This is a genomic window from Synechococcus sp. CC9902 (assembly GCF_000012505.1).
GTDB lineage: Bacteria > Cyanobacteriota > Cyanobacteriia > PCC-6307 > Cyanobiaceae > Parasynechococcus.
Genome location: NC_007513.1, coordinates 930,152 through 955,819, shown reverse-complemented (window position 1 = coordinate 955,819; position 25,668 = coordinate 930,152). Strand labels below are relative to the sequence as shown.

35 protein-coding genes are annotated in these 25,668 nt (G+C 48.9%); 25 read left to right on the top strand and 10 right to left on the bottom strand.

The window, feature by feature from the left end; translation table 11 throughout:
• The first annotated feature begins 88 nt into the window (after positions 1–88).
• The 5 genes from SYNCC9902_RS04890 to SYNCC9902_RS04875 all read left to right on the top strand — a co-directional run bounded on the left by SYNCC9902_RS04890 (position 89) and on the right by SYNCC9902_RS04875 (position 3,885).
• Entirely contained in the window at positions 89–1,045 is a 957-nt protein-coding gene (locus SYNCC9902_RS04890) for an orange carotenoid protein N-terminal domain-containing protein (protein ID WP_011359773.1), read from the top strand.
• Positions 966–1,805 carry a fatty acid desaturase gene (locus SYNCC9902_RS12015; RefSeq protein WP_369776179.1) on the top strand — a complete coding sequence of 280 codons (840 nt, stop codon included), beginning with the start codon at positions 966–968 and terminating at the stop codon, positions 1,803–1,805. The genes SYNCC9902_RS04890 and SYNCC9902_RS12015 overlap by 80 nt, the downstream gene beginning before the upstream one ends.
• A 15-nt stretch (positions 1,806–1,820) precedes the next feature.
• Positions 1,821–2,141, top strand: coding sequence for a hypothetical protein (locus SYNCC9902_RS04885; protein ID WP_011359771.1), 321 nt, complete (start codon positions 1,821–1,823; stop codon positions 2,139–2,141).
• 5 nt (positions 2,142–2,146) lie between these two features.
• Complete coding sequence (locus SYNCC9902_RS04880) at positions 2,147–3,628, top strand: hypothetical protein (RefSeq protein ID WP_011359770.1); 1,482 nt, start codon at positions 2,147–2,149, stop codon at positions 3,626–3,628.
• Positions 3,629–3,705: 77 nt separating this feature from the next.
• Positions 3,706–3,885 carry a hypothetical protein gene (locus tag SYNCC9902_RS04875; RefSeq protein ID WP_011359769.1) on the top strand — a complete coding sequence of 60 codons (180 nt, stop codon included), beginning with the start codon at positions 3,706–3,708 and terminating at the stop codon, positions 3,883–3,885.
• 489 nt (positions 3,886–4,374) lie between these two features.
• Here the strand turns inward: SYNCC9902_RS04875 and SYNCC9902_RS04870 are convergent, their stop codons facing one another.
• Complete coding sequence (locus SYNCC9902_RS04870) at positions 4,375–4,635, bottom strand: hypothetical protein (protein ID WP_049749429.1); 261 nt, start codon at positions 4,633–4,635, stop codon at positions 4,375–4,377.
• A gap of 172 nt (positions 4,636–4,807) precedes the next feature.
• On the opposite strand from SYNCC9902_RS04870, the gene SYNCC9902_RS04865 reads away from it, so the two are divergent.
• From SYNCC9902_RS04865 to SYNCC9902_RS04855, 4 genes are all read left to right on the top strand, one after another.
• Positions 4,808–5,215: a DUF1499 domain-containing protein gene (locus SYNCC9902_RS04865; protein ID WP_011359767.1), complete on the top strand. Its 408-nt coding sequence runs from the start codon at positions 4,808–4,810 to the stop codon at positions 5,213–5,215.
• Between the two features lie 82 nt (positions 5,216–5,297).
• Positions 5,298–6,671 carry a DUF2130 domain-containing protein gene (locus SYNCC9902_RS04860; protein ID WP_011359766.1) on the top strand — a complete coding sequence of 458 codons (1,374 nt, stop codon included), beginning with the start codon at positions 5,298–5,300 and terminating at the stop codon, positions 6,669–6,671.
• A gap of 371 nt (positions 6,672–7,042) precedes the next feature.
• Positions 7,043–7,540 carry a hypothetical protein gene (locus SYNCC9902_RS12875; RefSeq protein WP_011359765.1) on the top strand — a complete coding sequence of 166 codons (498 nt, stop codon included), beginning with the start codon at positions 7,043–7,045 and terminating at the stop codon, positions 7,538–7,540.
• A 349-nt stretch (positions 7,541–7,889) separates the two neighbouring features.
• Entirely contained in the window at positions 7,890–8,207 is a 318-nt protein-coding gene (locus SYNCC9902_RS04855) for a hypothetical protein (RefSeq protein ID WP_011359764.1), read from the top strand.
• 16 nt (positions 8,208–8,223) lie between these two features.
• Here the strand turns inward: SYNCC9902_RS04855 and SYNCC9902_RS12685 are convergent, their stop codons facing one another.
• Positions 8,224–8,379 carry a hypothetical protein gene (locus tag SYNCC9902_RS12685; RefSeq protein ID WP_198001755.1) on the bottom strand — a complete coding sequence of 52 codons (156 nt, stop codon included), beginning with the start codon at positions 8,377–8,379 and terminating at the stop codon, positions 8,224–8,226.
• A gap of 209 nt (positions 8,380–8,588) precedes the next feature.
• Here SYNCC9902_RS12685 and rpsU point away from each other — a divergent pair, with 209 nt between their 5' ends.
• The 3 genes from rpsU to SYNCC9902_RS04840 all read left to right on the top strand — a co-directional run bounded on the left by rpsU (position 8,589) and on the right by SYNCC9902_RS04840 (position 10,496).
• Positions 8,589–8,765, top strand: coding sequence for a 30S ribosomal protein S21 (gene rpsU, locus SYNCC9902_RS04850; RefSeq protein ID WP_009790002.1), 177 nt, complete (start codon positions 8,589–8,591; stop codon positions 8,763–8,765).
• 133 nt (positions 8,766–8,898) lie between these two features.
• Entirely contained in the window at positions 8,899–9,138 is a 240-nt protein-coding gene (locus tag SYNCC9902_RS04845; protein WP_011359763.1) for a hypothetical protein, read from the top strand.
• 56 nt (positions 9,139–9,194) lie between these two features.
• Positions 9,195–10,496 carry a cytochrome P450 gene (locus SYNCC9902_RS04840; RefSeq protein WP_011359762.1) on the top strand — a complete coding sequence of 434 codons (1,302 nt, stop codon included), beginning with the start codon at positions 9,195–9,197 and terminating at the stop codon, positions 10,494–10,496.
• Positions 10,497–10,966: 470 nt separating this feature from the next.
• On the opposite strand, the gene SYNCC9902_RS12680 is transcribed toward SYNCC9902_RS04840, so the two are convergent.
• From SYNCC9902_RS12680 to SYNCC9902_RS04825, 4 genes are all read right to left on the bottom strand, one after another.
• On the bottom strand, positions 10,967–11,122 hold the full coding sequence (locus SYNCC9902_RS12680; RefSeq protein ID WP_009790006.1) for a hypothetical protein: 156 nt from the start codon (positions 11,120–11,122) through the stop codon (positions 10,967–10,969).
• Positions 11,123–11,193: 71 nt separating this feature from the next.
• Positions 11,194–11,844, bottom strand: coding sequence for an alpha/beta fold hydrolase (locus SYNCC9902_RS04835; RefSeq protein WP_041424932.1), 651 nt, complete (start codon positions 11,842–11,844; stop codon positions 11,194–11,196).
• Positions 11,845–11,864: 20 nt separating this feature from the next.
• Positions 11,865–12,362: a DoxX family protein gene (locus SYNCC9902_RS04830; protein WP_041425355.1), complete on the bottom strand. Its 498-nt coding sequence runs from the start codon at positions 12,360–12,362 to the stop codon at positions 11,865–11,867.
• An 89-nt stretch (positions 12,363–12,451) separates the two neighbouring features.
• Positions 12,452–13,126, bottom strand: coding sequence for an NAD(P)H-binding protein (locus tag SYNCC9902_RS04825; RefSeq protein WP_011359758.1), 675 nt, complete (start codon positions 13,124–13,126; stop codon positions 12,452–12,454).
• Between the two features lie 452 nt (positions 13,127–13,578).
• Between SYNCC9902_RS04825 and SYNCC9902_RS12420 the strand changes: the two genes are divergently transcribed.
• From SYNCC9902_RS12420 to SYNCC9902_RS04810, 3 genes are all read left to right on the top strand, one after another.
• Positions 13,579–13,737 carry a hypothetical protein gene (locus tag SYNCC9902_RS12420; protein WP_156771067.1) on the top strand — a complete coding sequence of 53 codons (159 nt, stop codon included), beginning with the start codon at positions 13,579–13,581 and terminating at the stop codon, positions 13,735–13,737.
• A 408-nt stretch (positions 13,738–14,145) separates the two neighbouring features.
• On the top strand, positions 14,146–14,649 hold the full coding sequence (locus SYNCC9902_RS04815; protein ID WP_011359756.1) for a hypothetical protein: 504 nt from the start codon (positions 14,146–14,148) through the stop codon (positions 14,647–14,649).
• Positions 14,646–15,422, top strand: a complete 777-nt coding sequence (locus SYNCC9902_RS04810) for a sulfite exporter TauE/SafE family protein (RefSeq protein ID WP_011359755.1) — start codon at positions 14,646–14,648, stop codon at positions 15,420–15,422. The genes SYNCC9902_RS04815 and SYNCC9902_RS04810 overlap by 4 nt, the downstream gene beginning before the upstream one ends.
• On the opposite strand, the gene SYNCC9902_RS04805 is transcribed toward SYNCC9902_RS04810, so the two are convergent.
• Positions 15,393–15,635 carry a hypothetical protein gene (locus tag SYNCC9902_RS04805; RefSeq protein ID WP_011359754.1) on the bottom strand — a complete coding sequence of 81 codons (243 nt, stop codon included), beginning with the start codon at positions 15,633–15,635 and terminating at the stop codon, positions 15,393–15,395. The genes SYNCC9902_RS04810 and SYNCC9902_RS04805 overlap by 30 nt on opposite strands.
• 71 nt (positions 15,636–15,706) lie before the next feature.
• Between SYNCC9902_RS04805 and SYNCC9902_RS04800 the strand changes: the two genes are divergently transcribed.
• The 6 genes from SYNCC9902_RS04800 (at position 15,707) to SYNCC9902_RS04770 (ending at position 19,986) form a co-directional block, all read left to right on the top strand.
• Positions 15,707–15,976: a hypothetical protein gene (locus SYNCC9902_RS04800; protein WP_041425352.1), complete on the top strand. Its 270-nt coding sequence runs from the start codon at positions 15,707–15,709 to the stop codon at positions 15,974–15,976.
• A 202-nt stretch (positions 15,977–16,178) separates the two neighbouring features.
• Complete coding sequence (locus tag SYNCC9902_RS04795) at positions 16,179–17,069, top strand: DUF481 domain-containing protein (RefSeq protein ID WP_011359752.1); 891 nt, start codon at positions 16,179–16,181, stop codon at positions 17,067–17,069.
• Entirely contained in the window at positions 17,069–17,512 is a 444-nt protein-coding gene (locus SYNCC9902_RS04790; RefSeq protein ID WP_011359751.1) for a nuclear transport factor 2 family protein, read from the top strand. Before SYNCC9902_RS04795 ends, SYNCC9902_RS04790 begins: the two co-directional genes overlap by 1 nt.
• A gap of 820 nt (positions 17,513–18,332) precedes the next feature.
• Positions 18,333–18,857, top strand: a complete 525-nt coding sequence (locus SYNCC9902_RS04780; protein ID WP_011359749.1) for a DUF924 family protein — start codon at positions 18,333–18,335, stop codon at positions 18,855–18,857.
• Between the two features lie 181 nt (positions 18,858–19,038).
• Positions 19,039–19,434: an OsmC family protein gene (locus SYNCC9902_RS04775; RefSeq protein WP_011359748.1), complete on the top strand. Its 396-nt coding sequence runs from the start codon at positions 19,039–19,041 to the stop codon at positions 19,432–19,434.
• Between the two features lie 60 nt (positions 19,435–19,494).
• Entirely contained in the window at positions 19,495–19,986 is a 492-nt protein-coding gene (locus SYNCC9902_RS04770; protein WP_011359747.1) for a hypothetical protein, read from the top strand.
• Positions 19,987–20,393: 407 nt separating this feature from the next.
• On the opposite strand, the gene SYNCC9902_RS12000 is transcribed toward SYNCC9902_RS04770, so the two are convergent.
• From SYNCC9902_RS12000 to SYNCC9902_RS04750, 3 genes are all read right to left on the bottom strand, one after another.
• Positions 20,394–20,594, bottom strand: coding sequence for a hypothetical protein (locus SYNCC9902_RS12000; protein WP_011359746.1), 201 nt, complete (start codon positions 20,592–20,594; stop codon positions 20,394–20,396).
• A 423-nt stretch (positions 20,595–21,017) separates the two neighbouring features.
• Positions 21,018–22,094: a photosystem II q(b) protein gene (gene psbA / locus SYNCC9902_RS04755; protein WP_011359745.1), complete on the bottom strand. Its 1,077-nt coding sequence runs from the start codon at positions 22,092–22,094 to the stop codon at positions 21,018–21,020.
• A gap of 140 nt (positions 22,095–22,234) precedes the next feature.
• Positions 22,235–23,464, bottom strand: coding sequence for a YcjF family protein (locus tag SYNCC9902_RS04750; RefSeq protein ID WP_011359744.1), 1,230 nt, complete (start codon positions 23,462–23,464; stop codon positions 22,235–22,237).
• Between the two features lie 31 nt (positions 23,465–23,495).
• Between SYNCC9902_RS04750 and SYNCC9902_RS12675 the strand changes: the two genes are divergently transcribed.
• Genes SYNCC9902_RS12675 through SYNCC9902_RS04735 form a run of 4 tightly spaced genes read left to right on the top strand, consistent with a single transcriptional unit; the run spans position 23,496 to position 25,667 of the window.
• Positions 23,496–23,693 (top strand): hypothetical protein, encoded by a 198-nt coding sequence (locus SYNCC9902_RS12675; protein ID WP_198001754.1) that lies wholly within the window; start codon positions 23,496–23,498, stop codon positions 23,691–23,693.
• Positions 23,662–24,588, top strand: coding sequence for a cation diffusion facilitator family transporter (locus SYNCC9902_RS04745; RefSeq protein WP_011359743.1), 927 nt, complete (start codon positions 23,662–23,664; stop codon positions 24,586–24,588). Before SYNCC9902_RS12675 ends, SYNCC9902_RS04745 begins: the two co-directional genes overlap by 32 nt.
• A complete protein-coding gene (locus tag SYNCC9902_RS04740; RefSeq protein WP_041424922.1) occupies positions 24,581–25,108 on the top strand; it encodes a hypothetical protein in 528 nt (175 codons plus the stop codon). Before SYNCC9902_RS04745 ends, SYNCC9902_RS04740 begins: the two co-directional genes overlap by 8 nt.
• Before the next feature lie 16 nt (positions 25,109–25,124).
• Positions 25,125–25,667 (top strand): hypothetical protein, encoded by a 543-nt coding sequence (locus SYNCC9902_RS04735; protein ID WP_011359741.1) that lies wholly within the window; start codon positions 25,125–25,127, stop codon positions 25,665–25,667.
• Position 25,668: the final 1 nt, after the last annotated feature.

The following is a 25,668-nucleotide window of genomic DNA, read 5'->3' as shown; positions in this document are numbered from 1 at the left end:
AATTCCTGCAGAAACGCCAGAAATTCCACCAAATAAGACACAAGCTTTTACATGGTGATAGTCTCATCACACCACGTACCGGGACGCGATGTACACGATCGATAAAGCACGACAAATTTTCCCTGATACGCAAACGGCAGACGCTGTACCCGCCATCACAGCCCGTTTCAAGCTGCTTAGCGCCGAGGACCAGTTGGCACTGATCTGGTTTGCCTATCTCGAAATGGGGCAAACCATCACTGTTGCCGCCCCTGGAGCGGCGAGGATGGCTTTGGCCAAACCAACGCTCGACGAAATCGTCGCCTTGAACTTCGACGAGCAGACAAAGGTGATGTGCGACCTTGCAAGCAAAATCAACGCACCCATTTCGACGCGCTACGCCTTCTGGTCGATCAACGTGAAGCTTGGTTTTTGGTACGAGCTTGGTGAGCTCATGCGTGCAGGAAAAGTGGCACCCATCCCACCTGGCTACAAACTCTCAGCCAACGCGTCATCTGTGCTGGATGCGGTTAAAAAAGTAGAGCAGGGTCAACAAATCAGTTTGTTGCGCAATTTCGTATCCGATATGGGATTCGATCCAGACGTTGTTGATGATCAGCTGGTTGCAGAGCCAATTGTTGCCCCTACACCAGTAGAGCAACGGGAAAAGATCTTTATCCCCGGAGTTCTCAACCAGACAATTTTGAGCTACATGGAGCTTTTGAACTCCAATGATTTTGACCAATTAATCGAATTATTCCTTGAAGACGGTGCTTTGCAACCACCATTTCAACGTCCAATTGTTGGTCGCGAAGCCATCTTGAAATTCTTCCGACGCGATTGTCAAAATCTTAGATTGATGCCTCAGGGTGGTTTTGGAGAACCAGCAGATAGTGGTTTCAACCAAATTAAAGTAACGGGAAAAGTTCAAACTCCTTGGTTTGGTCAAGAAGTGGGAATGAACGTCGCTTGGCGTTTCCTGTTGGATGAGAACGACAAAATCTATTTTGTCGCGATCGACTTACTCGCTTCGCCCGCTGAACTACTCAAGCTTGGTGGCAACTAAAGCCGCGCAAGCTAGACACCAACGTCAAAGTCTCATATTGGCGGCATTGATTGGTTCAGCATGGATCATCACATTCGTGATATCCATGCTGATTAATGTGAATGTATGGTCTAGCTCCGCGATTCTTGGTTTTATTCTTCTGAGATCATTCCTACACACTGGATTGTTCATCGTTGCTCACGATGCCATGCATCACAGCTTGGCTCCACTCAACGAGAACCTGAATAACAATATTGGAAGACTATGCCTATTTTTGTATGCGGGACTTTCCTACAAGTCTTGTTCCAAAAACCATAGTCTCCATCATCGTTATCCTGAGTCTGCAGCTGATCCAGACTTCCATTCAATTCAAAATTCAAAGCCAATCAATTGGTACTTTAGATTTCTAAGTAACTATCTTGATGCCAAACAGTTTTGCATTTTGACTATTGTTTGGTTGCTACTGCTTCAAATCACAAGCAGTGTAAATCCTAATGCTGCTGAGAATATTATCATTTTTTGCCCAATACCATTAATCATCAGTTCAATTCAACTTTTTTTTGTTGGCACATGCCTCCCTCACCAAATAACGCGAAAGGAAGCAGGACGTCAAAGACCTAGAAGTCTTTCATTACATCCGCTCCTTTCGTTCGCAGCTTGCTATCACTTTGGCTACCATTTGGAACATCATTTGAATCCAAGCACACCCTGGTTCAAGCTGCCTAATCTGCGCGTCGCTTCACTACAACGTGAACAAGCCAAGATTAAACATTCCCACTAATCCCAAGAGCTTTTTATGACGCCCGCTGACTGGTCATCCCAAGAAGAACAAGTGGCACGCCACGCATTTGATAATGGCAGGAATCGTTCTATTGAGTCATTAATTTCAACGCTTCAGGCAAAATGCCAGGAGTTGAACACTGATGAGTCGGTATGGAACATGCATGACTACCTCAGCACAGAACGGCATCTATTTGAAGGAAGATCAGAATTCGACTACGGCAATATCCTCTTTACACTGGCGGAGTTATTAAAACAGCAATTGATCACATTGGATGAGCTGAATGGACTAGATCCGAAAAAGCTTGCCAAAATTAAAGCAATGTCAATGTTCTAACCAATTTGGGTTTCGCCGCACCTTTACCGATCCTCAATGGTTGTCCTGCGATCAGCGGTCGGGAATCAGAATTACTGAAAAAGGTTAATCAGGTCACAGACCATTGGAAAGAGTCAACCAATATCAATTTTGATCAACTCAAATCTGGCTATGCATGTGCATTACATATGCACCAACCAACAATACCTGCCGGGAATGAAGGCGAGTTAATTTCGCATCTTCAGCATATGTTTAATCATTCAGAGGAGGGAGATAATCACAATGCAGAGCCATTCGCACAATGTTATAAACGTCTTGCTGACATAATTCCCGGTTTAATTAAAGAAGGTTGTAATCCTCGTATCATGCTTGATTACTCCGGGAACTTACTCTGGGGTGTTAATCAAATGGGAAGGACTGATATAACTGAATCCCTTAAATTTCTTGCTTGTGATTCTCAAATGCAGAATCATGTTGAATGGCTTGGTACTTTCTGGAGTCATGCAGTGGCACCATCCACTCCTATTCCAGATCTGAAACTACAGATCAGTGCATGGCAACATCAATTTGCACATTTATTCGGCACTGAAGCACTGCAGAGGGTGAAAGGGTTCTCCCCTCCGGAAATGCATCTTCCAAATCATCCCGATACTCTGTACGAATTCATAAAAGCCTTAAAGGAGTGTGGATATAAATGGGTATTAGTTCAGGAACATAGTGTCGAGAATCTAAATGGCACACCACTAAATCATGAGCAAAAGTACATACCAAATCAATTAATTGCTAAAAATTCACTTGGAGACACTATAAAAATCACCGCTTTAATAAAAACCCAAGGATCAGACACAAAGTTAGTTGGGCAGATGCAACCTTTTTACGAGGCACAGGGTCTTGGTCGGCAGGAAATTAATAACATAAAGATCCCATCGCTCGTATCTCAAATTGCAGATGGTGAAAATGGCGGAGTCATGATGAATGAATTTCCGGAAGCTTATTTACAAGCGAATCGACGAAATAGAGACAATGGTGAATCTGTTATGGCCGTGAATGGATCTGAATATCTCGAAATGATTGCCGCAGCTGGCATTCATGAATCAAATTTCCCAACCATTCAAGGTGTACATCAACACAGAATTTGGAATGCAATGGGCGATGATTTAGGACGTCAGGCACTGTCTTCAGCCATTGCCTCCCTCAAAAGTTCCGATACTGGGTTCAATATTGAAGGAGCATCATGGACGAACAATTTAAGCTGGGTAGAAGGTTATGAAAATATTCTCGAGCCGATTAATCAATTAAGTGCGCAATTCCATAAACGCTTTGATGAGCAAGTTTCTAACAGCCCTGAGATAACACAAACAGAGCATTACCAACAGGCCTTAGTTCATTTACTACTCAGTGAAACCAGTTGCTTCCGCTACTGGGGCCAAGGAACATGGACAGACTATGCACGCGAAATCCATCGCAGGGGTGAATTTCTCCTCGATGAGCCTTCAACAGCGATTTAATTTGTTGCAACTCATGGCATTCGCTCGTCAAACAACTCAATACCACCTTTCATAAGGATCTTCTTGGTATCAACTGGATGTCTTACGAACCAGGTTCGGGCGAATGTCGAGTTTTAATTACTAGCAAAGAGCAAATCGAAACGATGCTTTTAAGTCTTGGCAAGCTCGAGGGAACAACAGACATCCTTCAGCAGCTCCGCGAAGTCCATGGACAGCTCGAACTTTTGCATGACCAGCGCCGCGGCGGCTCAGACTAAGCGTGGTTTACAAAGCGTTACATTTGTGCCAAGATAGATCCAAAGACAGTTGAGATTCAGCTGTCTTCAATTCTGTCATCGACAACCGGTGGCCGGTCATGCTCTTTTGGCAATGTTATGGGAATCGAAGTTGAACTAATAATCGCGGCTGCAGATATCGTTCTGGCACTGTTACTTGCCGTATCGCTACCAGCACGAGAAGAAATCAGTTAACGGTTTACCTGCTCAGTGTTGAGCACTCAACCTGAATTCTGAGAAGACACAATTAGCATCGACTTTGCGATCCATTTCTAAAAGAGCTGAATAACGGTCTTGAACCCAATATTCTGTTTCAACCCAGATATTGAGTTGATACCGACGTTCAAGAGATTGGCCAGAGCCGTCCATCATGTGAAAATCCCTGACTTCACAATAGTGTTCATTTTTAAAGAACGCGGATTAATAGCTAGTAACTATGTATGGAAATCAGAATGAAAGGTTGAATGGTGATCATCGCATCTTTAGATCATTTTTATTTCCACCATCTTGTTGCCAGGATTTTTCAAGCTTGAGCCGAAACTGCAAAGAGCTGCTTTGGGATGATCGCATTTTTGTACGGTATGAACCGGTTAAACGCCAAAATTTCCATGCACTTGCAGCGGCGACAACCAGCCAGGCAAGAAGAAACCAGCCAGGATTTCCCATCCACCAAACAACGCTGAACTCCATAATGACGATCTTTCCGATCAGACGTGGAAATCCATAGCTCATGCATCGCTTAAAGATACAATTCGAATCTTGCCAATGAATCACCCCCAGCGACCAAGCTCAACAACGATTTGGAACGCGGGGATCATTTTGATCACCGTGGTCGCTGCAATCATGGCGATCGTCCGACGTTAAGAGACGATAGAAGTCAAAGCACTCAATTCAGCTCATCACCATGTTCATCGTTTCAACTCTCTTGGTCCCACTTTTCATGTTGTTCCATTTCGTTGGACCAATCCCAGTTGATTTGGGAACTCACGGAGGTGAGCTCAGTCCGTGTTTAAGTTCAGCACACTGTTCACGGCAGAACTGGTCAACTGCCAATCTTCAATCAGATCTAGAAACCATCATTGCTGCAGTACGTGAAACACCTCGTACCATCATTGTTGAAGAAAGAGATGGCTACATCCATGCGGAAGCAAGCAGTGCTTTGTTTGGCTTTGTAGACGACCTTGAGTTGCTCGCCAAACAAGATACAGGCATGATTCAGGCACGATCCATTTCACGTCTTGGCGATTCTGATCTTGGTGTGAATTCAGCGCGACTAGACAGACTCAAAACTCTGATCAATGGGACGGATTAGAATTAGGCATTAACCTATTTGAAAGTACTTTCAATAGATAACAGCTAAACAACGCGCCAAATCACACTGTCACGACTACAAAATGAACGACATTATCTGTCCACACTGCAATACCGCATTCAAAGTGGATGGAACAGGATACGCGGATATTTTGAAGCAAGTCAGGGATCGTGATTTTGAACAGCAGTTGAAGCAACGTTTAGATCTAGCTGAAAAGGACAAGCAAAATGCCATTGAGCTTGCCATGGCTAAAAAAGCCTCCGAGCTCCAAAGGCTGGAGAGTGAATTAAGAGATCGAGATTTAAAACAGCAGCTTGCCATAAAAGATGCTGTTCTGTCGGCAGAAAAGCAACGTGATTTAATTGCCAAAGAACTTCAACAAATTCAAGAGAATCAACAGCAAGAGCGTCGATTTACAGAATCAAAATTTGCCCAAGAATTTCAAACTCTTACATTGCAAAAGCAAGCAGAATTGCGCGATCTACAGTCCAAATTAGACGCGAGCAGTATTCAAAAAAAGCTCGCGATCAATGAAGCAGTTAATACCATTGAAAAGGAGAGGGATGCACTCAGGAATCAGCTCAGTGAATCTGAACTGAAGCATCAATTAGAATCAAAATCACTCAAAGATCGGTACGAAGCCCAAATTTATGATCGAGATGAGGCAATTGTCCGACTTCGTGACATGAAAGCAAGGCTCTCCACGAAAATGGTTGGAGAGACATTAGAGCAACATTGCGAGACCGAATTCAATCGTCTTCGAGCGGCGGCATTTCCAAGGGCATATTTCGAAAAAGACAACGATGCAAGTTCTGGCAGCAAAGGTGATTATATTTTCCGCGACTTTGATGAATCCGGTAACGAAATTATTTCAATCATGTTTGAAATGAAAAACGAAACTGATACAACAATAACTAAGAAGAAAAATGAGGACTTTTTTAAGGAACTCAACAAAGATCGGGTCGAGAAAGACTGCGAATACTCAGTGCTAGTGTCACTTTTAGAACCAGAGAGTGAACTTTACAACTCTGGGATCGTAGATGTATCTCATCGTTTCGCAAAAAGCTACGTTATCAGGCCTCAATTTTTTATCCCGTTTATCACTCTCCTCCGAAACGCTGCTCTTAAGTCGATTGAGTACAAGGCCGAACTCGCCTTAATCAAAGCACAAAATATTGATGTGACTCATTTTGAGGAGGATCTTGAATCGTTCAAAAGTGCTTTTGGTAGAAACTATGATTTAGCTTCACGGCGTTTCCAAACGGCAATTGATGAAATCGACAAGTCAATTGATCACCTACAAAAAACGAAAGATGCTCTTATGGGAGCCGACCGTAATTTGCGCCTTGCAAACGACAAAGCACAAGATGTAACCGTAAAAAAACTCACAAGAAACAATCCAACGATGAGCGACAAATTTATGGAGCTAAAAAATAAAAGTGACGCTGATCAATAACTTCTTGTGAATAATTAGCTTCCTTGAGTCCAGTGGGCGGTGCAGCGAAATCGTGATGAGAAACCAACATCTTTCTCCTTACAATCCACAGATGTAATAGTGGCTCCCTTCGGAGCAAGACGTACGGCCTGCGCCCTTGCCATCTGCTCAGTAGCAGCCTCACCTGAACTGGTATGAGCTACTGCAGCAGATCCAAGACTCCACAAGGCAAGCCCGATCACAAATCCGAAACCTCTCTTTGATTTCCAAGAAAGAGACATGAGAACAGCAGACGAACACCCTTTCTTAGCAACATTTTGATTTTGAGTACGCGTAGCGATCTATTCGTGGATGTCCGGGCAAAATAATGATGAAATACAACACCTTGCTCGATGCCTTCGACTCCTCGCAACCGTGTCGGAGACGTGTACGGTCAGCTCACAGTTATTGCACCGTCTGACCGTCGCACTAAGTCGGGCAATGCCTATTGGTGGTGCAGATGTAGCTGTGGGAGAGAACGAGAAGTCGCTGGAGACAAACTCTCTCTCAACGTCGCTCGAAGGAAACCGACCGTGACAGCTTGCGAAGAGTGTTCAAGAGAGCATCAAATTGAAGCCGTCTGTTTCAAACACGATCGAGAAGAGCGTGAGCGTCGCAAGCAGGCCAAACACGATCGAAAACAATTGGTAGGCATGGTGCCCGATCGATGGCTCAAACTTCCATTGACCGATGCCCATGCACGAGAGCTAGGACAAACCCAATTTTTCAGAGGGCGAAAGTGTTTGAGAGGTCACCTGGCGCCTTACAGGATTAATGGTGGCTGTCTTACTTGCGCTGGGCAGACTCCGTCTGCGGGAGATTGGCAATCAACCAAGCCCACAGAGTCGTAACTGCAGCTCCAAAAGCCATCAGCGCTAACAATTTCGTTTCCATTTAGAGAAAATCAAAGTCGTCTTCACCTGCAAATGCGTTCATAACCAAAGCCGAGAACGGGATGACAACAGCTGCAATTACAAGAATTTCCATAAATCCATCGCAATGTTGCGCAAAGTTAGTTCATACGACGTTACAAACAGTTGTTGGTGATACGCCTTGCATTCGATGAGCAAACATACTCATCTTGAATTCCTAAATCATGATCGCCGTGCCAGTGCAGTGGCAGGGCGTGAAGTTCTAGGCATTAAGCACCGTTGTCAGGGCTTTCGGACAGAACAGACTGACCCTAGATGCGCGATTTCGATGCCCCCCATTCTTCAAGCTGCATCGCAGTCGATTCGAGATCTACTCCGGACTTCTGGGGTGCAGAGCTTCGATGAATGTCGTCTCCGCAACGACCGACAGAGCTATGTGGCCTTAAGTCGGCAACTGGTGCAAGCCCAGTTCGTCCTGAGGGATTTGGAGTTAACGACTCGTCTTTGGCAAGACGTTGCCAGTCGTGAAATGGACCTTGGTCGCATCATCAACCTTTTGTATTGCTGCGCTTTCCCTGAAGACGATGAAGCCATGCGTTGTATTGATGAGGGCTACCTCGCCCTCATCAATCGGAAGGATCCTTAAAGCAAAGGACTGACGCCTAGAGCTCAAATACAACCCCTAGCAGCGTTGCAGGATGCATTGTGCGTCCGGCGTGGCCACGCTCGAGTTGAAAAGCCATCACGCAATGGGCCATAAAACGGCATGCTGAGAGCACAGCCAAGCCGATGCAGATGGGGCAATGAGTGATTCCCATGCCACAAGATTCACAGGAGTTGGGTCTTGCTGCACAACTGCGTTGAATTTCTTGACCTTTACCTGATGCGGGGCGGCCATGTCATCCGAGGTGGGATTCCACGTTGTTGAGTCGAATGTTTGGAGGTTTGTCAGGACATTCCTGATCATTCACGTCAATGGGGATACGGAGGCTGGTAAAGTCCTTTTTTGCTCTGTTTCGGAGAACGGATGAGCCAGGTCACAGTCGGCGAAAATGAGGGTATTGAATCCGCACTACGACGTTTCAAGCGCTCTGTCGCCAAGGCCGGCATCTTTTCCGACCTGCGTCGCATCCGTCACCACGAAACTCCGGTTGAAAAATACAAGCGCAAACTGAAGCAACGTTCACGCAATCGCCGCCGTTAATCTGCTGCTGAGGCGATGCTTCCTACCCCCTCCATCGGGGGTTTTTTAATGTCACGAACCTCGTGGAGGCGTTGATCGATGTCGCGTTTAATGGCCTTGCTTCGCCAGACTCGAATAACTCTGGTGGTTGTCCGTGTTCCTCATCAACCCGCTTTGCCCAATCAGTGCAGCAAAAATCGCTGGACTGAAAGCAACGGTTCTGCTCTTGCTGGTGATGCTGATGAAGTCTCAGCTTCTCCGCTTCAAAATGTCGCTTCTGGGCTCATTGATCGGTTTCCTTTTACTCGTGAGCTTTCTGATCAGCACAGGAATCCTCACCGTGGTAGCTGGGGGAGCAGTGACCTATGCCGCCATGCAAAACAAATCCACCTAAAGGGATGGATTCACTAGGCCTCGTTTCCCCCCATATCAGCCCATAGCCATCGGTTTATGTCTCGTCCTCTGCCCAGCACAGGAGCAGTTACCGGCATTGTTGAAGCCATTAATTTTTTTCGGGACCCGGATTTCGCGACCAGACGCTTTACCGAGTTCGGCGATATTTTCGAAACATCGCTCATCGGTCAACGACTCGTCTTCATCCGAGGCGACAAAGCCATTGCCGATCTTCTGGCGCAAGGCGACGCCGTTGAAGGTTGGTGGCCCGAGAGTGTTCGCCAACTCCTTGGCAGCCAATCCCTTGCGAACCGAAATGGCTCCGACCACAAAGCGCGTCGGAGAGTCGTGGGTCAATTGTTTTCCAGTGCAGCACTGAAGCGCTACACCCCTGGAATGATTGGCTTGGTGGATGAGCTCAGCCAAGAGTTGCTTGAAGAAACAAAGCCAATACGGCTTGCTGATCGCATGCGGCGATTTGCCTTTCGCGTGATTGCAACGACAGTTCTGGGTTTAGAGGGTTCAGACCGTGATGCCCTCTTTCATGACTTTGAGATTTGGACACAAGCTTTGTTCTCTGTGCCCATCGCCATTCCAGGAACGCCCTTTGCGAATGCGTTAGCGGCAAGACGTCGCCTACTCGACAGGCTTAGAGACGTTCTTGAGCAAGCGGATCAAAACCGTGGCGGACTGGATTTACTCGCTGGTGGTCTCGATGAGGCAGGACAACCACTCACAGCAGACGACATCGTCGAACAACTACTTCTATTGCTCTTCGCTGGTTATGAAACAACTGCGTCGTCATTGAGCTGTTTGATGCGGGCTTGTCTAATCGAGCCTCATGTTGAGCCATGGCTGCGTGAGGAACTGGATGGCCTGGAGTGGCCACCTCAGGGTGATGCAACCACTGCATTTGATGGTAACCGCGCTCCCAGACTTCAAGCCGTCGTGACTGAAGTGATGCGCATGACGCCACCTGTCGGGGGATTTTTTCGCCGCACCTGCCGCCCGATTGAGCTCGCCAATATTCTCATTCCAAAAGGTCATGTGGTGCAAGTCGCTTTGGCTTCCTCCAATCGTGCTGGAAGCAGCGAACTAAACGAATTTCGTCCTCAACGCCATCTTGATGGATCCAACAAACCAACACTGTTGCCTTTTGGAGGCGGTGAGCGTGTTTGCTTGGGGAAAGCCCTTGCTGAACTTGAAATCCGCCTCATGGTGGTGGGACTTCTGAAACGGGTTCAACTCAGCCTTGCCGGCGATCAGGATCTCGATCTCCAGCTGATCCCCAGCCCGAGCCCCAAGGACGGCCTAAAGGTTGTTGCCAAGCATTACGCACCTGCTGATGCCAAGGCGTGACGTCAACCACGGGCTTCTCAAGATCAAATGCAGTGGTGGCATCCACCTCCTTTCGTAGACGCCTCAATACAGGTATCAGGGCAAGACCGAGCAGTAAGGCCATGAGCAACAGCCATGGGAGCAGAGCCAAAAACCAAATGGTTGCCACCGCACTGATGGCAACCGTCGCAAGCGTTCGCAACCATTGCGGCTTCATCCGTCCTGGGAGCTGACGCATCAGTCAGACCTGGCAGAGACTTTGAAAGTTTGGCCTTGGTCGATGCTCAGAAAACATTTCTCTCCAACAGTCAAAGATCTTGGCTAAGGATTCGGTCGAGGTCTCGACGAAACTCATCACGACTAAGTGGGAAAGCTCCTCTTTGACGTCGATTACGGCGTAACAAGAAACCGATCCATAAAATCTGCACGAGACAACACAATCCCGCCGTGATGAGCAAGCTGGGCGTTGGAGAACTCCAGTCCATGACTGGTTAGTAGGTGGACTGAGGCAACGTGAAGCCGGATTGCATATTTCCGATATCGAGCATCACGTACGTGAGCCAAATCAAGAGCGCTGCAACTCCAGCGCCGGCCGCCACCTTGGCAAAAGATCGGCCGATCATTTCCAGCAGACTGACTTCTTTCATGCGAATAGGACGTGCCCCCTAATTGTGCCGTGTGGACGCAAGCATTGGCGTCATGCGGTTCAGTTCGTGTATCAACGATTGCAAACATCGTTCATGAACACGTCAACGCAGCGAATGGCTTGGTCGAGATTTTGCTTAACAGTGAAACCAGAGCGCTTTCTTGGCGAAAAGCTGTGATCTCCATCGGAGATCCAACGAATCTGAATTTGATCGGACAGCACATAGTTATCAACTTCTTCTCGTCCACCCATCGGGTCACGCTCCCCTTGAACGATCAACATTGGAGCTGAGAAGGATCCGAGGTGTTCGGTTCTTAATTGATCGGGCTTTTTTAAGGGATGGAAAGGATAACCAAGGCAGACAACTCCTTGGATCAAATCATCGTTGTACAAGGAATTGGCAAGTAACGAAGCAATTCGTCCACCCATTGATTTTCCACCAATGAGGAGTGGTTGCTGAATGTCCTTATTCAAAACTTCAACAACAGATCGATAGGCGTCCAGTAGAACTGACAACTTGTCTGGGAACGTCCTGCGGCCTGTTGATGACTGCCGAGCCATGTACGGGAATTCAAAGCGGACAACTCTCCAGCCTTGATGAGTTAAACCATCTGAGAGGAAATCCAACATTGATTCCCTTATGCCACTACCTGCTCCATGGGCGAGTACAAGGGTGGCTTTTGCTTCAACCGGTTTGGAAATCAAAAGGGTTGGAGAAACCACCTAAGTCTGAGTGGAAAAAATCAGCGAGTTGCTGATGCCTCACTTAAGACGACTGAGGGTTCGTCGAGAGATTCTGAGGTTGAATCAATTTCAATATTCGGCTCGACAAGACGAGAGATCAATTCGTCAATCGAGAAAAGGCCTGGACCACAAGCCAAAACTGTTCCTGCCGCCGCCAAATAAAGGCCAAGCAATTCGAGCAGGTAGATATTGAAACCAGCAGTAACGATGGCGTGATAAATCGCCACTGTGATTGTTCCTGCAATTGCTGCGGCGCCAACTCGGGTTAGCAAGCCGGTGATCAACAACCAGCTGCCAATCACCTCAGAAAACGCGGCAACGTACGAAAGAACGATCGGAAACGGAAGGTGCAGCGGACGAACAAATGCGTCAGCAAAATTTTCGATATTGGCTAATTTTTCATATCCGTGATGGATGAGTAGCGCACCAGTCAAAACCCGAAGGACGAGCAAGCCCAGGTCGGCAAACAGAGGACGGGTGAGAACAGCGCGGATCATGACCCAAGGCAACATCAACATAACTTAAAAAACTTTCGTGAAGCTGTGCGAGCAACCCGGGATAATTGACGCGAAATAAGTATTTTTACTCAGAGGGCTGCTGAGGGCAGAGCTTCGGCCAAGGCAACCCGGGGAACGTTCTCATCACTGGTGATTTCCAAGATCCGTCCGATCGAGCCGGGGGTCTCAAGTGCATCGACACAGCATTGAGCAACAAGGCGCCGTGGAATGGAATTCTTGTCCTGCTGATCCGGGCCTGTCAGACGAATACCCTCTTGCTCGAGACCAGACTCCCTTTCAGACAAACCTCCAGGACGAACAACAGTCCAATTCAACCCACTTCGCTCTAACGCTCGTTCACCGATCCTTTTCCACACAAGAATCAGTCCGAAAAGATTGAGTGGATGCCGCCAACGTCCTGCACAGAGCGAACTCACCAACACCACGCGGTTGACGTTGACCCGTTGGCAACTTGCAATTTGGCGCTTAACCCCCCATGCATCCACACGCATAGGGCCGCTGAGATCAATCGATGGTCGTGCACCGGTGGCAATGATCAGCGCCTCGGCCCCAAGCAACGCTTGATCGAGCGCACAATCATTCTCGATACTCAGGCGCACCTGCTCGCAATTCGACAAAGATGCTGGAACAGCAGATTCGCGACGAAGCAATAGACGCGGTTGAACCCCTGCGGCCAACAACTCTTCTGCAATTCGATAACCGGTTTTTCCTGAAGCACCGCTAACGGCGACAACCCGTGCCATGTCCCAACCCCAACTCCTCAAAAGTTAGAAGATCACTTTCTGATTCAGTCGTCGTCAACGAGCCACAAAGGCTCATCGAGGTTTTGCTGACAAAACAGCTCGAAACAGGGAGGTCGCGAGAGTTGCTGGATCATTTATTGAGTTGAGCGTGAAGCCACTGCGTCTCTTTTTTTCGATAGCCGAACCTTCCCATCATTGTGTTCGGACACAGCCTGCGGTAATTCGTTATCAACCTTTTGGATATTTTATCCATTGTTTTTATCGGTCAAGCTTCACCTTTAAGTCGACTATTTCTTAGCGGCAGTGCAATCCAATACTCACCAAGTATTTCTACCTTTATGGCCAAAGGAACACATCACTTCGAAGGTCAATCGGAATAGATCACGAGCTGTGACACATTCATCGCCAAAACGATGAAACCCATGGAGAGTTCGATGGCGAGCTTTTAAACAATGCCCTTTACTGATCGAATCGCACTCACGGGCGCCATCCTCTTCGCGATGGGCCTCGTCTTGGGTGTGGGAATTGGTTCCTTCACCACAATGGCGTCGCTTATCCAGGGGGGGCCAGACGTCCTACAAAGCTGGTCTGGTGTTGTAGCACTGCCATAAAAGGTTGACGAATATTAAAAACCTGACTATCAGGTGGCTATCTAAGGGTGGAAATGATGATGGAGCGAGATATTTTTCGTCGTCAAACCCTGAGGTCAAAATCAATGCGTTGGGTTATTAAAAACGTTCAAAAATTGTTGTTTGGTACGAGTCGCAGTTCAGCGTGAACCAACGCTGATGGTCCCTGAACTGATCAAACTCTCAAGTCGAGCAGACAATTTGAGCTCAGATCCATCGAAACAATCTTGGTTCCCAACCAAATAAGCTAATTCTTCGCTCGTGATCACTTGGTGGGTCACAGCATCCAGATAAATTTTTACGAGCGACATCGCCAAAGCAGAAGAGCCCGGCAACTCTGGCAAGAATTTTCCACAATCGACGTTCGGCACCGTCCTCAATAGAACCGTGATGGAGAAACAACTTATTCAGGCTCTGATCAAGAAGTGCGCATTAGGTCTGTTTGATCTGGCCTGTGCTGTGAGTGGAAAATCGAGTTGGGACTTGAGTTTGCCCATTGGAGTCATCGATGCAAGACGTGATGCTCCAAAGCTGGTGGTGACGTCTGTGGGGACAATTAACTCAACATTGCGAGCATCAGCCACGATCGGCCATCCGTTGATGCTGCAGTTCTTCGCTCGTTTTGAAGACGTGGGCGTCGAGGAAGCCCTCACCGAGATGAAGCAAGGGGCGCAAGCCGATGCATTCAACGAGGTTTGGGAGGCTTATCGGGAGGAACGACGCAATGGCGAGGCACCGATGTGGAGTGTCGAAGATGCAACGGCATTCGTCTTGAAATCAAAGGAAGCCCACGCTGATCGGGAAGTGGCCTGCGTCGCGATTCTTCCAGGGGAACCCCATCGAATCGTCACGTTTTCGGTACCAATCGCCTTCCTGACCAATCCAAGCGAATGATCACGGAAGACCTGCCGGTGCAACTCGCCCTCGCTGTGGTGGCGTTGATCTCCAACGGTCTATCGGCGTTTGCTGGTGGTGGTGCTGGCTTGGTTCAGCTCCCAGCATTAATTCTGCTGGGACTGGACTTTTCGACGGCTTTGGCCACCCATAAAGTGGCGAGTGTGGCCCTCGGCGTCGGGGCCGCTGGTCGCCACTGGCGAGCCAGCAGCTTGGATCGACGCTTATCGGCTCTCGTGCTTTGCGCAGGGCTTCCAGGGGTTGTCATCGGAGCCAACCTGGTTCTGGCGATACCCGACAACACAGCGACGATTTGCCTCGCTTTTCTCACCCTGGGCTTGGGCCTGTATTCCTCGCGTCGACCACGGCTTGGCAACGATGAACATCGTCGAGCGGTCACTGGCACAACACTCTGGGTAGGTGCCTTTGGACTTTTCACCATTGGGATTATCAACGGATCTCTGACGTCCGGAACGGGCCTATTCGTGACGCTTTGGTTGGTGCGATGGTTCGGGTTGAGTTACACCCGAGCTGTTGCCCACACGTTGATTCTCGTCGGACTGGGTTGGAACGGTATAGGCGCCCTCACCCTTGGCCTAAAGGGTGACATCCACTGGCAGTGGCTCCCCGCCCTCATCGTTGGGTCACTGATCGGCGGCTATATCGGAGCGCATTGGTCGATCAAACAGGGCGACAAGGTCGTGAAACAAGCCTTCGAAATCTTGGCCCTCATCATGGGCTTTTCACTCCTCGCCCGAGGCCTTCTGATCTGATTCTGCATTGATGTCTCCCAAGAACCGGCTCGAGAAGCGCGTTGCCAACACAACCGTGGCGGCGCCATAGGCGATGAATGTAAACAGCTGGCCAGACGTTCCCTCGGTGTAAACCTCTTCCACCAACAGCATCCAATCCATGAGTGAGGCCACCGTTCCCCAGATCACCACACAGACAGAGACGTAAACAATGCCTCGAACTGTTGAATTCATACCGAAGGATGCGCCGGGTCTAAGGCTAGGGGGGGCGGCTCCCGTAATCTCACGGATGCAAGGGACGGATGATGCCGAAAAAGCGCCGCAAGCTCAGCAAGGAGATGGAAGCGGATATGGCCGCAGCAAAACGAAAAATCGAGTTGATCGGTGCCCTCATCAATGACATCCGCGATGAGGACATCCAAGGCGAGTACCTCGGAGCCTTCACACAAATTCGATCAGCCGTGGTGAGCCTGATCGCCAAATACACGACCGATGGATTTTGCGAAGAAACCGAGGGTCTTCTAGCCCTCTACCAAGGGCTCATCAAAAATTTTGAGGAGGACTACGAGCTTTAAACGCAGCAATGACCTTCGAAACTGTTGACCCGGTCCCTTAAGGTCAGCCAGCTCTGGTCGTTTCCTCTATGTCCCTTCGCGAAAACCGTCAACAGGTTTCACCACTTCGATTAAAAATTACGCTGCTAGTCGCTGGAGTAGGTCCACTGCTCGCAGTTGGAATTTGGCTGCAATCAAAGGGTTTCTTTAATTAATAGTTGTCGTGAAACAGCATCTCTTACTATTTTCACTGTTTTTCACAGCAGGAATCTCTCAAGCTGAAACTGTCACCCTTGAACTGCTAAATGGCGACAGCATCACAGGAACAATTGTCGAAGAGCTTAGCGATGATCAAGAAAAGATCTTGGATCATCCACAGCTTGGACGACTCACCATTCGTGCAAGCTCACTGAAACCAACATCAGACCCACCGGCATGGAGCACATCCATTACCGCTGGGTTAATTGGCAATGAAAAAGATGGTGATTCTTCATTATCGACAAGCCTAAATGCCGAAAGCAAATATAAGAACGACAAGAATATTCTTGTATTCAAGGCCGGACTCAATACCAACCAAAGCCAAGACAAGGGTGAGCCATTGGACATCAAAACTCAAAAAGGATCAGCAGGATTTAGATACGATTACCGATTGAATGATGACTTTAGTTTTTATTCATTAACGGATTACAATTATGACGGGAAAAATGATGCTGGAGTGAATAGCCTTCTCACTGGTCTCGGAGTTAGCACATCCATCATTCAAAACAAAACCACAGAATTTACACTCTCCATTGGGCCCTCCATGCAATGGACCAATGGCGGGAGCCAATGTGGGCAAGACATTTACTGTGGAAATACATATGCAGGGGCTGCATTTGCAACCGATCTATCCTGGAAACCAACTCCAAGATTTAAGCTAGAACTCAATAATCTTCTTTCAACGGCCGTAACCCCTAAATTAAAGCCTGGAAATTCTTTGATTGCAAAAATTAAATTTTATCCATCAATCTACTCGAAGTTATTCACCTCTTTTCAATACACATCAACCTACCAAAGCATGAGCACTCCAGAACTGAATAATTCAACATCTATCCAATTAGGAGCTGATTTCTGATGAGCCAAAGCATGCAAGAGTCAACCAACGAAGCGCAGATCAAACAACTCTTCACCAAAGCCTATGGACAACCTGGTCCTACGCCTGATCAATGGAAGGCAATTTACGCCAACGATGTTCATTTTATTGATCCAACTCAGGAACGCAGAGGTATAGATGCCTATATTTTGGCTCAAAATAACTTACTCCAGCGATGTGATGATGTTTTCCTAGAACCCCATTCCATAGCATTAAACAAAAACGTGGCTTTCATCGAATGGACGATGGGGTTAAAAATTCAAGGCATTGAATTTATTTATCCAGGAGCAACCAGAATGACCTTCGGAACCGACAGGAAAATCATCGAACATCGTGATTACTTTGACTTCGTAGGGCCAACATTCGGACCCGTACCAATCCTTGGGAATTTTACTCGCTGGCTCTACAAACGCTTTGTAGCCTGATCCAGTTCCACAAGCACAAAAACCAAGAAGTTAAATTACTACCAGAACGAAGAATTATAGAACACATTTATAAGATTATACCAAAAATTTAAAACTCTTTAGTCAGCCTAAATGCTAAAATAGAGTGCTGCGAAGGGTAAATCAATGCCAGTTATCTTTGAACAACTCAAAGAAATCTTTTGCACAAAGGCTCTTGTGAGATAAAGACTTCAGACCGTGATTATGCGTAGGCAAGGCCTTAACAACGGGAAATTGGATTAACAACCCATTTCCCATCTCACATTGCGCGGCGTGTCGCGCAAAAACAAATGATGACATTCATCAATCAGCAGTGACCCATCCCCCGTTGCCTGGATGAATTCAAACTGCAGCTCAGCATGCCAAGCTCAACGTCTCCCAAGACTAAGCAAGACAAAGGTCAAATCCAGGTCATACCCCAGACGGTTTGCGGGATGTCAACCATGAGGTTCCAGTGATTACAAAAAACGATCCAGAGGACAGATCATCACCTGAGTTAGCAAGGGCAACACATGAAGAAAGGTAAGAGAATCTGCACCAACGAAAGCATCTAATCAATGTAGATGAAACTTTTAAACCAATATGGGCCTAGGAACACTCTTTCTTGAGGCCCTGTCCACGGGCGTGATCACCAGAAGCGAAATGAATTGGGTTGTAGCCAAGCAAAATACTTTTAACCGAACTGAGGAGGCGGCAGCACAACGCCTGGGCCGATTAATCGATCAAGGCTGCATTCAATTGGGTCGCCGGGTGCGCGGATAGACCTGCCATTTTTACGACGAATTGCATACGCAACATCAACATGGCAGATCATCCTTCCCACCAAGATGTTGTGAATTTCTGGTTTCACGAATTAAGGCCAGCACAGTGGTTCCGTGTTAATCAAAAACTCGACCAACAAATCACCAATCAATTTCAAGGTTTAGTCGATCAAGCCTTGGACGGGAGATTAATCAATTGGTCAAACAAGCCACCATCAGCGCTTGCACTGGTTCTGCTCTTGGATCAATTTCCAAGACATCTATGGCGTGGGCACGCCAAAGCCTTTTCAGGCGACACGCAAGCCCTCAGCCTTAGTCTCGAGGGTGAAAGGCAAGGCTGGATCCAGAACGAACCAGAACAAGTGAAACGTCAATTTTGGTTAATGCCACGGCTTCATAGCGAGCAGCTCGATGTTCATAACCATGCCCTAACTCTTTTTGAGCGCTGGACAGACGCGCGTACATTTGCGCTTGCAAAGCATTATCGACAAATTATCGCCACCCATGGTCGTTTTCCCCATCGTGACGACTCTAGAGAAGAGTATGAATCAAGAGCACAAGATTAAACAGGCTTAGACGTTAAATTTAATTCGATCATTCAACAATAGGTCTTCTCAGCAAAGATGATCGAGAGATGAGGGATTACTGCTCAAGACAATCAGTCAATCGACAATACCAACAAACTTAACGATCTAGATCCCTCAAGGCGTCCAGACTCGTTGTAAATCAAGAGGTCATCCTTTGACAGTGATTGAATGTTCTTACACAGGGCAGCTCCATTGCAATGCAACACATGTTCTCTCTGGGACCCAACTTCATACGGATGCACCCACCGACCATGACGGTTTAGGTCAAAGTTTTTCACCCACCGATCTGATTGCGACAGCGCTCGGAACATGTGTTCTCACCATCATGGGAATTGCGGCTAAGCGTCAAGGCTGGGAGATTGGCGAGGCCAATGCCGTTGTTGAAAAAACAATGACGAGCAAAGCACCACGACAAATCCAAAACTTAAAAGTGGTGATCAGCCTTCCAATGAGCCTCACAGACGCACAACGCAGAGTGCTCAAACATGTCGTCAACGACTGTCCTGTAAAGAGGAATCTGGACCCATCGATAACGATTGATCTGGTCTGGAGCTGAGAACGTTTTTTTCGGGAGAAAAGGGGTTAGATCAGAACCCAACAACCGATGAGGCGGCGCATGAGACTCCATTTCATGCCCATTCATGTATTCAGGGAAACACCTTCCGTCACATTCTTTGATGCCGGAATACCTGGTAGCAACGGCACCGATGTTGTGGCTCACCACGGAGCAGCTACATCACCACCTGACGACGAGGAGTTTGAGCGGTTTTACGTGCACCAGCACCAGGTGGATCACAACCTGGTGCTCGAAGGACAACGTGTCTTCACCTTGTTGAATCTCCTCTGGGATAAACCGCACCATGTTGTTTATCTCGTTCGGGCGATGGGTGCTCTTCAAATCCCGACAGGCACATTTCATCGCTCTGTATCGGGCGATGAAGGAAGCATGGTGCTAAACCAATCCATTCGGGACCAAGATTTCAATTTTCGAACAGAGTTCAATCCCGTCAGCCTGCGGGATCGAACCGATTTACAGGATGCTTACGCTTGTGAGCCGTGGATCTGGAGTTGGAGAGATGGACACATCTACCGCCAACATGGTTCCTAGTGATGGTGCTTGCGGCGTTTACTGCGCTGACGAAGACGTTTGACGTATGGGAGACGACCCGAATCAGCCCATACAACTTCGAATTGATTCAAACGCCAACCCAACCAAGACAGCGCAACCAAGATCAGGAGAAAAACAAACCAACCCATATCGACTTACTAAAGGCAGAGACTGCTCTGCCAAAGCTCCTGATCCGGTCCTAGATGAGTCCGAACGCATGTTGTGACACATTCACCATCATCGATTGAGCAAGTCGTGACGCACTCCATGAATGCTTCAACAGAATCCCAGTCGCCGTGATCTTGTTGGTGCTCCATGGACTTAATTAAGTCTGCTCTCTAATTTTTTAAGTCCAAGGGCTGCAATTGTCTGCATAAGCATGAAGAGGCGTAAAGAATCAGCACGTATTAACGCTGTCCGTCTTGATCAAAGGAACATTCCAATAGTGCTGCCGTAAGCAAAGTCTTCATGCGTACGAGCGCCTGCTGCTCCCGTGGATCAGGCCCACCTGGCCATTTTTCCAAGTGAAAACTTACGGAGCGATGTAGTAGGCGAATCGCCTCAACGTCCAACTCAAACTGAAGGGCTGGTACAGGGTCTGTCGTCACTCCATGCTCCTTCAGAGAAGATGCAGCTAGCTTCGCTAGCCACACCACAGACTACGTGGGTGGCAAGCATTCGAGAGATGACAGCTGTGAAAAAGACGCGCTTCGATCGATCCGGAACCATCGAGGCCTTTCTGAGCAGAACTTCATCAAACATAATTTCTCGAGCTCAATCATATTTTTGATGTTGCTCTAAATTTGACGATCTAAAATCAGCATTTAATTAATATTTTGTCTTCCTGTTAAGTACGAAACGACTTCAATAAAATCGCATGAATGAGACCTCAACCGATTCTAAAAACCTTGATGCTCAAGGCTGACTTCCACAAAGAGCCAACAAAAAGCCCCCGCGGTGAGGCGGGGGCTTTGCGATTCAGTTGATCTGAATCGTTTTTGCTGTTCCAGAAGGAACAGGTTGATTCCAGATCAACCGATTGCAGGTGCTTGCAGTGCCACAGGTGTGGACTCAGCAGCTGCCAGGTCGAGGGGGAAGTTGTGAGCGTTGCGCTCGTGCATGACTTCCATGCCGAGGCCTGCACGGTTCAACACGTCGGCCCAAGTACTAACGACACGGCCCTGACCATCAAGGATGGACTGGTTGAAGTTGAAGCCGTTCAGGTTGAAGGCCATGGTTGAAATGCCCATGGACGTAAACCAGATGCCGATAACGGGCCAGGCACCCAGGAAGAAGTGGAGGCTACGGCTGTTGTTGAAGGAGGCGTATTGGAAGATCAGGCGACCGAAGTAGCCGTGAGCAGCCACGATGTTGTACGTCTCTTCTTCTTGACCGAATTTGTAGCCGTAGTTCTGGGACTCGCTTTCGGTGGTTTCACGCACCAAGGAGGAGGTCACCAGTGAGCCGTGCATGGCGGAGAACAAGCTGCCGCCGAAGACGCCTGCAACACCCAGCATGTGGAAGGGGTGCATCAGGATGTTGTGCTCAGCCTGGAACACCAACATGTAGTTGAAGGTTCCAGAGATGCCCAGGGGCATTGCATCAGAGAACGAACCCTGACCGAAGGGGTAGACGAGGAAGACTGCAAACGCTGCAGACAGCGGGGCGCTGTAGGCAACACAGATCCAAGGGCGCATGCCCAAGCGGTAAGAGAGTTCCCACTGACGACCCATGTAGGCGGAAATGCCGATGAGGAAGTGGAAGACGACGAGCTGGAAAGGACCGCCGTTGTACAGCCACTCGTCGAGTGAAGCTGCTTCCCAGATGGGATAGAAGTGCAAGCCGATGGCGTTGCTGGAAGGAACAACAGCACCAGAAATGATGTTGTTGCCGTAGATCAAGGAGCCAGCGACAGGCTCGCGAATGCCATCGATGTCAACCGGAGGAGCGGCAACAAACGCGATGATGAAGCAAATGGTGGCAGCCAGCAGGCAAGGAATCATCAAGACTCCAAACCAACCCACATAAATGCGGTTGTTGGTGTTGGTGACCCAATCACAAAAGGATCCCCAGTTGCTCTGGCGTCCGCTGCGAATTGCGGTGGACATGGGAGAAATAAAGACGGAAAGACCGTTCCCCAAATCGGAGAATGGCGTTTAAATCTTATAAACAGGGCCTCCGATGTCTTCAATTCTCAACACTACGAATTAGCTCTCAATAAAAGTTCATTAAGTACTTCATGAACCCTTCATGAAGTTGTCTTTAGTGCCCATTGTCGGGATTGCTGTAGGAAGCTGGACCAGTCCAGTCGTTCTTCTTCAGCAGCACGGGCAATCAGCAGCGGCGCCTCACGCTTCAGGGATGCCAAATCAAGCTCTGAAACGCCTGCATTCACAGCTAACCAGTCGGCCATCGAACGGCCAACGACCCGGGTGAGATAGGCCGCGCTGAGGGATTGCATCACTCCAGCAGCCAACCAGCTGCCAGCCTCGAGCTTCGCCAAACCCAAAAGTGTTTGGCTTGTCCACTCCACAACGCCTTGGGCCAACGCAGCTCGAGCCAGGTGAGATGCAGCCTCTCGAAGCACATCCGACTTCACGTCCGCACCCCAAATATCTCCCATTTCCTTCAGCATCAAACCGTTTGCTACAGCAACGGCAAGAAGATCCAAGCTGGGGATAGGCGATACCAAAACAGAACCGGCCACGATCCATTGGGTGCGTTGCTGCAGTTGCTGAAAACGATTGCGCCGCAAACGTTCTAAATCCGCTTGCCAATCACGATGCAAAGCTTCAAGCAGCCGTTGCCGAGCATCTGGGAGCCCCTGCGAGAGACACCTTCTCAACGGAGTAAGAGAGGCTCGAAGAGCTCCTGAATCCCCGATCGGAACCACTCGGTCGCGCCAACGCTCCGGCAAAACTGTGGCGATGTTGGCGATGGTCGTGTCGTCTGATTCGTTCTGAGATGGGTGCACCAGCAACCACGTGGGCTGAGTGGATGGAACTTGCTCAAGCCACAACAACTCAGCAGCCATCACTGGATTGGACAAGCTGAACAAGATTCCATCGTGATTTTGCAAAGCATCAGGCCACTGCCGATGGCCGTCGGTACAAACCAGTGGCCGACAAAAGGAAAGTTGAAATGACGTTGCCCCCGAAAGACCCTCTTGGAGTAACAACGAATCCGGTGCACTTGATGGTTCAACAGTCACCAAAGCCATCCGTTGTGGCCCCGAACGCTCAACAACATCCCGCAGCGATTCCCGCCGTTTCGCGTTGGCATTTTGATCAGCTTCGAACGACTCAAACTGATCGAGAACTGTGTTGCACCGTTCCAGCCACCCATTCACAGATGTAGGGGACATAAAGCGGGGTTTAGAGGAGCGCCCAAGCCACATCACAACCCCACCAGCCACCAAGAAACCCAACCCACCGCCGGGGATATGCATCACATCACTCAACAACCATTGCCCGGCCATAACACCTCCAGCCGCCAGTACCAAAGGCCTGATGAAGGGCTTGGGAACCGAGAGGATCTGCGGTAGCGCAGCCGGAAGTTTCAACGCAACGCAAAAGAAAGCAGAACCTCTCCTAGCTCAACTCAAGGTTCCAGACCAGGAAAAACGGTCAGACGGCGGACTTCTCCATACCGTGGGGAGATCCATTGACGTGATGCATGAGCGCCTTGCAGGGCAAGACCACCGTTGACCGTCGTCAAGAAGTCCGTCGGGTTCTGGCCGTTGCTTTGGTCATGAACATCGCCATGTCCCTGCTGAAACTGTCAGTAGGGGTGTTGAGTGGCTCGTTAGCTGTCATTGCCGATGCAATGCATAGCGCGACTGATGCATTGTCGAGTCTCACAGGACTGATCACCAACAGCCTTTCCGATCCACGGCCAGATCGCGACCATCCCTACGGACACCATAAATATGAAGCCGTTGGAGCCCTAGGAATTGCAGGTTTCATTCTGTTCACAGCACTTGAAATTCTGCTCCGATCGAGTGAACGAATGCTGGAAGGATTTCCACAAATTCGAGTAACAACTCAGGAATTAGTGATCTTGGGCTTGGTTTTAGGCTTCAATCTTTTACTCGCCGGTTATGAATATAGCGAGGGGCGACGTCTTAATAACAGTTTGCTAAAAGCCGATGCACAACATGCGGCAAGTGACGTTTGGACCACTGTTGTTGTTCTGGTGGGGATGGCTGGAGCAATGATTTTCAAGGTGAATTGGCTCGACATTGCCCTCGCTATCCCGTTGGCTTTGCTGCTGATCAAAGTTTGCTGGCAAGTCTTGCGCCAAACGCTCCCATGGTTGGTCGATCACATCGCCATTGCTCCTGAATCCATTCATGCTGAATCAATGGCAGTGCCTGGAGTCCTTAACTGCCATGACATCGCCAGCCGTGGAGTCCTCGGTCAGCAAGTGTTTATCGATATGCATCTCATCGTGGATGCGGAGGATCTGATCACCGCCCACACGATCACCGAACGCGTTGAAGCCAGGCTCGATCAAAAATTTGGCCCTGTGCGTTGCACAATCCACCTCGAACCGAGGGACTATGTAGAAGACGGCATCACCTACACGGGAGCCCATGGATGAGTCCAAGTGGGGACAAGATCCACTATCGGGATTAACCGACATGCAGAGATTCGGGCTAGAGGCCGCTCTCCAGGAGGTGAATGCAGGGGATGGATGGTCATGGCAACGCCCAGTGCTGCTTCGTAATCGCTGTTGGATGCAACTCAATCGAATCCAACTTGATCAACTGCACCGATTACTCCCCCCAGATGGTCACGCCGAGGCTCCTGAACTTGTGCACTATCAAACACTTTTGCGTGAGGGCGTTGACCCCTTAATGGCGCAACAAACGTGTTGGGATGAATTCGGAATTGATGATTGTCAGCGGGCACTTCAAACCTTTTGGACGAGCCAAGAACGTCCAAACCACGGCTGGACTGCCCAGCGATATCGAACCCTCGTGAGCCTCTATCGGGACTGCATTGAACGTGGCATCAACACAATTCCCATGCTGGTGTTGGCCCGCAAAGGCAGTCCAGAACCCCATCAACTGCATTGGCTAACTGGCAGCCCACCGGTGATGCGTCACACTTGCGCCTAACGACAGGCCATGGGCCATGACTGATTCCTACAGCGATCCCCAGCAGCAGGGTGGACAACAGGGCGAGGGTCGCCGCGAGGGACAGCGCGGTCGCGGTACCCGTGGAGGCAACCGGGACGCTGGCGGGTTCCGCATTCGCTTAAGTGATAACGAAATGAGTGCCGCCAAGGCTCTCCAAGACGCCTTCAACCTTCGTTCCCCAGTGGCCGTCCTCGGCTTTGCCGTCCGCACGTTGGGTCAAATGCTCGCGGACGGAAAACTCACAGAACTCATCGAGCAACAACGGAGCCAAGCTCCTAGTGGCGGACGACGCGACTCCCGCAACCGTCGCTCCGACGACGACCGAGGCAGCCGTAGTTCCAAGCCTGATCCGTTCGCTCGTCCCAGCAAACCCAAGGCAGAGCCTGAAGCAGCGCCAGAAATAACTCCAGAAACAGCACCAGAATCTGAGCCGCAGTCTGATCCGACTTCTGAGCAGGACGCCGCTCCGACAGAGAACACCTCAGCGGATTCGTCCTCCGAGGAGACGAGCAAGCCGACAACGGACCCAGAGGCCTGAT